The 5,705-nt window shown below is 51.3% G+C and carries 5 protein-coding genes and 3 pseudogenes; 5 read left to right on the top strand and 3 right to left on the bottom strand.

Features of this window, described 5'->3' with window-relative positions; genetic code table 11:
• Nucleotide 1: 1 nt before the first annotated feature.
• From QZ506_RS12850 to arsC, 5 genes and pseudogenes are all read left to right on the top strand, one after another.
• Nucleotides 2-317, top strand: a pseudogene (locus QZ506_RS12850) (IS1 family transposase).
• 71 nt (nt 318-388) lie between these two features.
• A pseudogene (locus QZ506_RS12845) lies at nt 389-897 on the top strand (glycine cleavage system transcriptional repressor).
• Nucleotides 898-899: 2 nt separating this feature from the next.
• On the top strand, nt 900-1,367 hold the full coding sequence (gene bcp, locus QZ506_RS12840; protein WP_291971537.1) for a thioredoxin-dependent thiol peroxidase: 468 nt from the start codon (nt 900-902) through the stop codon (nt 1,365-1,367).
• Nucleotides 1,368-1,676: 309 nt separating this feature from the next.
• Nucleotides 1,677-2,876 (top strand): annotated as a pseudogene (locus QZ506_RS12835) (M48 family metalloprotease).
• Between the two features lie 22 nt (nt 2,877-2,898).
• Nucleotides 2,899-3,255 carry an arsenate reductase (glutaredoxin) gene (gene arsC / locus QZ506_RS12830; RefSeq protein WP_291971535.1) on the top strand — a complete coding sequence of 119 codons (357 nt, stop codon included), beginning with the start codon at nt 2,899-2,901 and terminating at the stop codon, nt 3,253-3,255.
• Here arsC and hda read toward each other — a convergent pair.
• The 3 genes from hda to QZ506_RS12815 form a co-directional block, all read right to left on the bottom strand.
• Nucleotides 3,250-3,957 carry a DnaA inactivator Hda gene (hda, locus tag QZ506_RS12825; protein ID WP_291971533.1) on the bottom strand — a complete coding sequence of 236 codons (708 nt, stop codon included), beginning with the start codon at nt 3,955-3,957 and terminating at the stop codon, nt 3,250-3,252. The two genes, arsC and hda, sit on opposite strands and share 6 nt — an antisense overlap.
• Nucleotides 3,958-4,088: 131 nt before the next feature.
• Nucleotides 4,089-4,520 carry a hypothetical protein gene (locus QZ506_RS12820; protein WP_291971532.1) on the bottom strand — a complete coding sequence of 144 codons (432 nt, stop codon included), beginning with the start codon at nt 4,518-4,520 and terminating at the stop codon, nt 4,089-4,091.
• A 57-nt stretch (nt 4,521-4,577) separates the two neighbouring features.
• On the bottom strand, nt 4,578-5,603 hold the full coding sequence (locus QZ506_RS12815) for an SEL1-like repeat protein (RefSeq protein WP_291971531.1): 1,026 nt from the start codon (nt 5,601-5,603) through the stop codon (nt 4,578-4,580).
• Nucleotides 5,604-5,705: the final 102 nt, after the last annotated feature.

Raw genomic sequence — 5,705 nt, 5'->3', positions numbered from 1 at the left:
AGTGGCTAAAGTTGATGTAAGATGCCCGTTTTGTGAACAGACATCTCCTGTGAAAAAACACGGTGATGGCAAAAGTGGCCATCAAGCGTTACCGTCGTCAGTCATGCAACCACGGATGGCTACAGGCTTACAACGACGAACTTCTAAAAGTAAAACACATTGTCAGCAAGCTGTATACACAGCGTATTGAGCGTGCACATCTGACACTGCGTAACCGATTGCAACGGCTCAATCGCAAGACGCTCGGATATTCAAAATCATCCGAAATTCACGATAGGATCATCGGTACTTACATCGAACGCGAGTACTACGTTTGATGCTACATCAACTCATTGAATACACTACAAATTTTCTAGTTATCACTGCCCTCTGAGTCGATCGTCCCGGGATTGTGAACGCCATCACACGTCACGTCAGTATCTGTGGCTGTAATATTGAAGATAGTCGTCTTGCGATGCTGTGCAAAGAGTTCACGTTCATCATGCTGCTGTCGGGAAGTTGGAATGCCATCACGCTTATCGAATCCACGCTGCCGCTCAAAGGGGGGAAATGGAATTGTTGATCGTGATGAAGCGCACGGAATCCCAGGCTCGCCCGCCGATGCCCTCGACGGTATGGTTCAAGGTTTAACTGGCTGATTCACCGCATATTATTGAACGTTTTACCGCCCTGTTTGACGCCCATCACATGAACATTGCGGAGCTGGTTTCAAAAACACAGCCAGCCACCAGCGGACATCCGTCAACGTTATATATTCAAATCACCGCACACAGCACTAAAACGCTTAATGGCGCAATTATTGAGCCAGCCTTTCATCAGCTATGTACAGAACTGCACACACAAGGCAGTATTAGCGTCGTGAACTATCCACAGCATGAAGAGGAAGATGGAGAGTAGTGATGAACACACTGAAAGCCGGTGATACCGCACCGAAATTTAGCTTGCCCGACCAAGATGGCGAACAAGTAAATTTAACCGACTTCCAGGGACAAAAAGTGTTGGTCTATTTTTACCCTAAAGCTATGACGCCGGGATGTACCGTGCAAGCCTGCGGTTTGCGTGACAACATGGACGATCTGAAGAAACATGGCGTGGAAGTGTTGGGTATTAGCACCGACAAACCGGAAAAACTGTCTCGCTTTGCGGAAAAAGAGCTGTTGAACTTTACGTTGTTGTCCGACGAAGATCATCAGATCTCACAAGCCTTCGGCGTGTGGGGCGAAAAGACATTTATGGGAAAAACCTACGACGGCATCCACCGTATCAGCTTTTTGATTGATGAAGATGGTAAAGTGGCGCACGTGTTTGATGATTTCAAAATCAGCGATCACCACGATATCGTGCTGAACTATCTGAAAAGCGCCTGATAGCGCGCCAAGTATCCACCGGCACTGTTATAGTGTCGGTGTTTTTGCGTTACTGCGCGCAACCTTGCGCTTGCTGTTTTTTGCACGGCGCGCTGTTATGCTGCACTTTTCCCGCATTCCACTTTGCATGCTCCCTCCGCGCTAGATAAGATAGGCACTAATCGCTTTTACCGTGCAGTCGAGAAGGTCCCACTCATGGTCTTCAATTGGTTAGGTGCTGAACGTCCTCGTATTACCGTTCCGGCAGGCAAGACGTTTCTGCGTGGATTCAGAGTAAAGAAAACACTGACTGCGCTGCTGTTCGGCGCAATGCTGGGCGGCATCGCAGCACCCGTGGTTGCGGATATGCAGGATCATCTTCCCGATATGGGAACCACAGCATGCGGTACGCTCAGTATCAATCAAGAAATTGCCATGGGTGATTTCTATCTACGGCAAATGCGCGGTGGTGCACCGCTGATTGACGATCCGCTGCTGGTACAATACATCAACCAACTGTGCTAACGGTTAGTAAAAAGCGCCAACTCAGTACGCACGCCTTTTCACTTCTTCATCATTCGCAACGATGAACTGAACGCCTTTGCCTTCTTCGGTGGCAATGTGGTCATCCATTCTGCCTTGTTCCGCTACGCAGAAAACGAAAGCGAACTGGCCTCGGTGCTGGCGCATGAAATCTCTCACGTCACCCAACGCCATCTGGCGCGCGCCATGGAATCACAGCAGCGCAGAGCCCCGCTTACCTGGGTTGGTGCATTGGTTTCCATTCTGCTCGCCATGGCCAACCCGCAGGTGGGAATGGCAGCCCTGAGCGGCACGTTGGCGGGCGTACAGCAGGGAATTATCAGCTTCACGCAATCCAACGAACAGGAAGCCAATCGTATTGGTCTGCAAGTGTTGCAGCGGACTGTGTTTGATCCGCAGGTTATGCCTAACTTCATGCAAAAATTAGCCGATCAATCACGCCATGCCACCAAACCGCCGGAAATGCTGCTGACACACCCGTTGCCGGATAGTCGTCTGGCCGATGCCCGCGCGGTGCTTCAGCCACTGCTGGATAAAACCCCGGACAGCCCCTGGTTTCTCGATCTGATGACGGATATCGATCTGGCGCAAAACAAAGCCGCTCAGGCCATCGCACACTTACAAAAAGCACCGGGCGCCCAGAACAATCCGGTACTGCAATTGAATTTTGCTAACGCCTATGTCACGGGCGGTCAGGCCGCCGCAGCCAGCCGTCTGCTCTATCGTTATACCTACGCTAATCCGGGCGATCCCAACGGCTGGTCGCTGCTGGCGCAGGCCTCCGCCGCACAAGGCATGCGTGCCGAAGAGCTTGCCGCGCGCGGAGAGGAGCTGGCGTTATCCGGAAAACTGGATCAGGCCATCGTGCTGTTCAGCAATGCCAGCTCGCTGAGTAAACTCGGCAGTCTGGAGCAGGCGCGCTATGATGCCCGCATTGACCAGTTACGCCAGTTGCAGCAACGTTTCCGTCAGTTTGAAAAATCTTGATAAACAGCAAGGAACACAGCCCATGTCGCACGATATCGTTATTTATCACAACCCGCGCTGCTCCAAGAGCCGTGAAACGCTGGCGCTGTTACAGCAACACGGTGTCACGCCGCGCGTGGTGCTCTATCTGGATATGCCACCTGATGCCGCGCAGATTCGCCAACTGTTATCACAGTTAGGTTTTAGCAGCGCACGTGAATTAATGCGCCAGAAAGAAGATCTGTACCGCGAATTAAATCTGTCGGACACGACGTTAAGTGAAACAGAGCTGATTGCTGCACTGGTTGAACATCCCAAGCTGATTGAGCGCCCGATTGTGGTCAACGGTGAACGAGCATGTATCGTCCGCCCACCAGAGCAAGTGCTCGCGCTGCTATAACCCCAGGATCTCTTTGACGAAGGGGATAGTCAGTTTACGCTGAGCTGTAATCGAGGCGTGATCGAGCTGATCGAGCGTCATAAACAGCGTGCGCATTTCGCGATCGAGCCGCTTCAACAAAAAGCGGCTCACATCTTCTGGCAGTTCAAAGCCTCTCAGGCGGGCGCGCAACTGTAACGCCTCACCTTTCTCTTCATCAGAGAGCGGCTGCAATTTATAAATTTGCCCCCAATCCAGACGAGATGCCAAATCAGGCAGATGCAAATTAAGCTGACGCGGTGGGCGATCGCCGGTGATCAACAACCTGGTGTGCCCCCCTTCCTGAATACGATTGTAGAGGTTGAACATCGCCATTTCCCAAGCATCATCGCCTGCAATGGATTCGATATTGTCGATACAGACCAGCGCGAGTTGCTCCATGCCGTCCAGGACTTCAGGCACAAAATAGGCGCGTTTTTCTAACGGCACATAGCCCGCCGCATCGCCCTGACGTGATAACGCCGCGCAGGCGGCATGCAGTAGATGGCTGCGCCCTCCCCCTTCCCGTGACCAGAAGTAAATATAGCTACCGTGCTCTTGTTGCAACACGTTGTGAAGGGCGGCCAGAAGTGACGCATTTTCTCCCGGGTAGAAACTGGAAAAGGTTTCGTCATCAGGCAAAGAAAGTGGCAGTGAAAGCTGTGCCGGCGTGTTCAGAAGCACCTCATGTTCAATTCGGCGGGAAAACGGACTGAGTTTACCACAGAAAGCGAGCCCTGTTGATAGCGCATCAACCGTGCTGCTTTTCTCAATACCCTATCATTGTTCAGGAAAATTGTCCTAAGGCAATGCGGTTACCCGGCATTTTTGACATACGGCTTGAGAATCCCCGTCGCCAACAGATCTTTTTCCTGTCCGTTGATTCGCGCCGTGGCGGAATCGATATGGAATGTCACGTCTCTAGGCTGGCAAAAATCTTTGGTTTTTTGCGGAACCAGCGTGGCGGAACGAAAGGAGCTGTATTCCCTGCCGTACAGGCTTTCATTCATGGTATTCATGCCAAAGGGGGCAAACGCCATAGTATATTGTCCGCTGGCACCATCGCTGTTTTTTAGCGTGACGACGACGCGCAAATTGGCCACTTCAGCAAGTTTGTTAGTATCAACGATAAAATGATTTTCACATTTCAATGTGCCACCGCTGCCACCGAGAAAGGTCGATTCGTTTTTCAATACCAATGCGGGCAAGGTTTGGCGATTTTCTTCACGCCCACGCTTATCGTTCACGCAGTGCGCCGTATAGCTGGCTTTTGTTTCGTCAGAGCGCCCTCGGCTGCGATACTCCTAGGCCTTCTGGCAATCGCTTGTCACACCCCGACCGTTGTAATAAATCCAGGCGAGGTATTTTGCCGCCCGCGATACGCCTTTGTCGTAGGCCTGCGTAAACAGCGTTCGCGCCTTGTCATAATCAACGTCAATCCCTTCACCGGTGTAATACATTTCCCCAAGATTGATCATGGCATCCTTATTACCCTGCTGCGCGGCACGTTCAAACCAGGTGACAGCGTCTTGCGCAGCAGCATCGACACCCCAGCGACCTTCGCGATAGGCCAGGCCAAGAAGATTCTGAGATTCCGGCTCTCCACCCTCTGCGGCGCGGCGAAACCACCTCATCGCCTCGATATCTTTCTCTTTGATCGGGGAGTAGCCAAAATTATAGAAATGGCCGACGTAGAAGTTTATTTCGGGATCGCCTTGCTGCGCCCAACGCTTTGCCAGCCGTAACATGTCGCTTTTACTCAAGCAGAGGCGGCTGAATATCCGACGCGTTTCCGCATCGGCCGTATTTAAATAACGGGAAACATACTTCAGGATCGGTACGCGCATCTCTGCATCGGTTTCAGCCTTGTCTTTGGCTTCATAAATGGTGTGCCCGAGCGACTTGGTCGTTTCGATATCAATATCTGCGGCGTTAATCTTTTCCAGCAGTTGGCTGGCCCGGGCGTTATCCTGCGGCACACCGACGCCATATTGATAAAAATACACGGCGTTATAACAACCATAATCGCCACCCAACGCGCACGCTTGCTGATAATAGTCGATGGCCTGTTGGATATTTTTGGGAACGGAAACGCCAAACTCGTAGACAAACCCTAATAGGGGGAGGGCATGCGGGTCCTGATGTTTAGCCAAATCGGTGAGAGCGGTCAGCGCGGTATTATCTTTCTGTTCGAGATGATCGTAGAGCCTGTCGGCGTCATCAGCATCTTGGGCAAAAGCAGGACACGAAAGACCAAGTAACAACGCCAATGTTGTTTTCTTCATGATTAAGGCTTTGTTGAATAATAGGTAATTATGCTGTTTTTCCATGCCAGTTTTGGTTGAAAATGCTTGTCATCTCAGGTGTACACTTTTCTCATGAGGCCTAACTGCATGATTTTACGTTGCGAGGATCCGTCGTTTCACTGGGCT

This window comes from Candidatus Symbiopectobacterium sp. (assembly GCF_020054415.1).
GTDB lineage: Bacteria > Pseudomonadota > Gammaproteobacteria > Enterobacterales > Enterobacteriaceae > Symbiopectobacterium.
This window is presented reverse-complemented; position numbering and strand designations above follow the sequence as displayed.

Bases quoted from the DNA above. Each gene is read 5' to 3' on its own strand.
- QZ506_RS12815 (WP_291971531.1), bottom strand. From the start codon at position 5,603: ATGGAAAAACAGCATAATTACCTATTATTCAACAAAGCCTTAATCATG.
- bcp (WP_291971537.1), top strand. From the start codon at position 900: ATGAACACACTGAAAGCCGGTGATACCGCACCGAAATTTAGCTTGCCC.
- arsC (WP_291971535.1), top strand. From the start codon at position 2,899: ATGTCGCACGATATCGTTATTTATCACAACCCGCGCTGCTCCAAGAGC.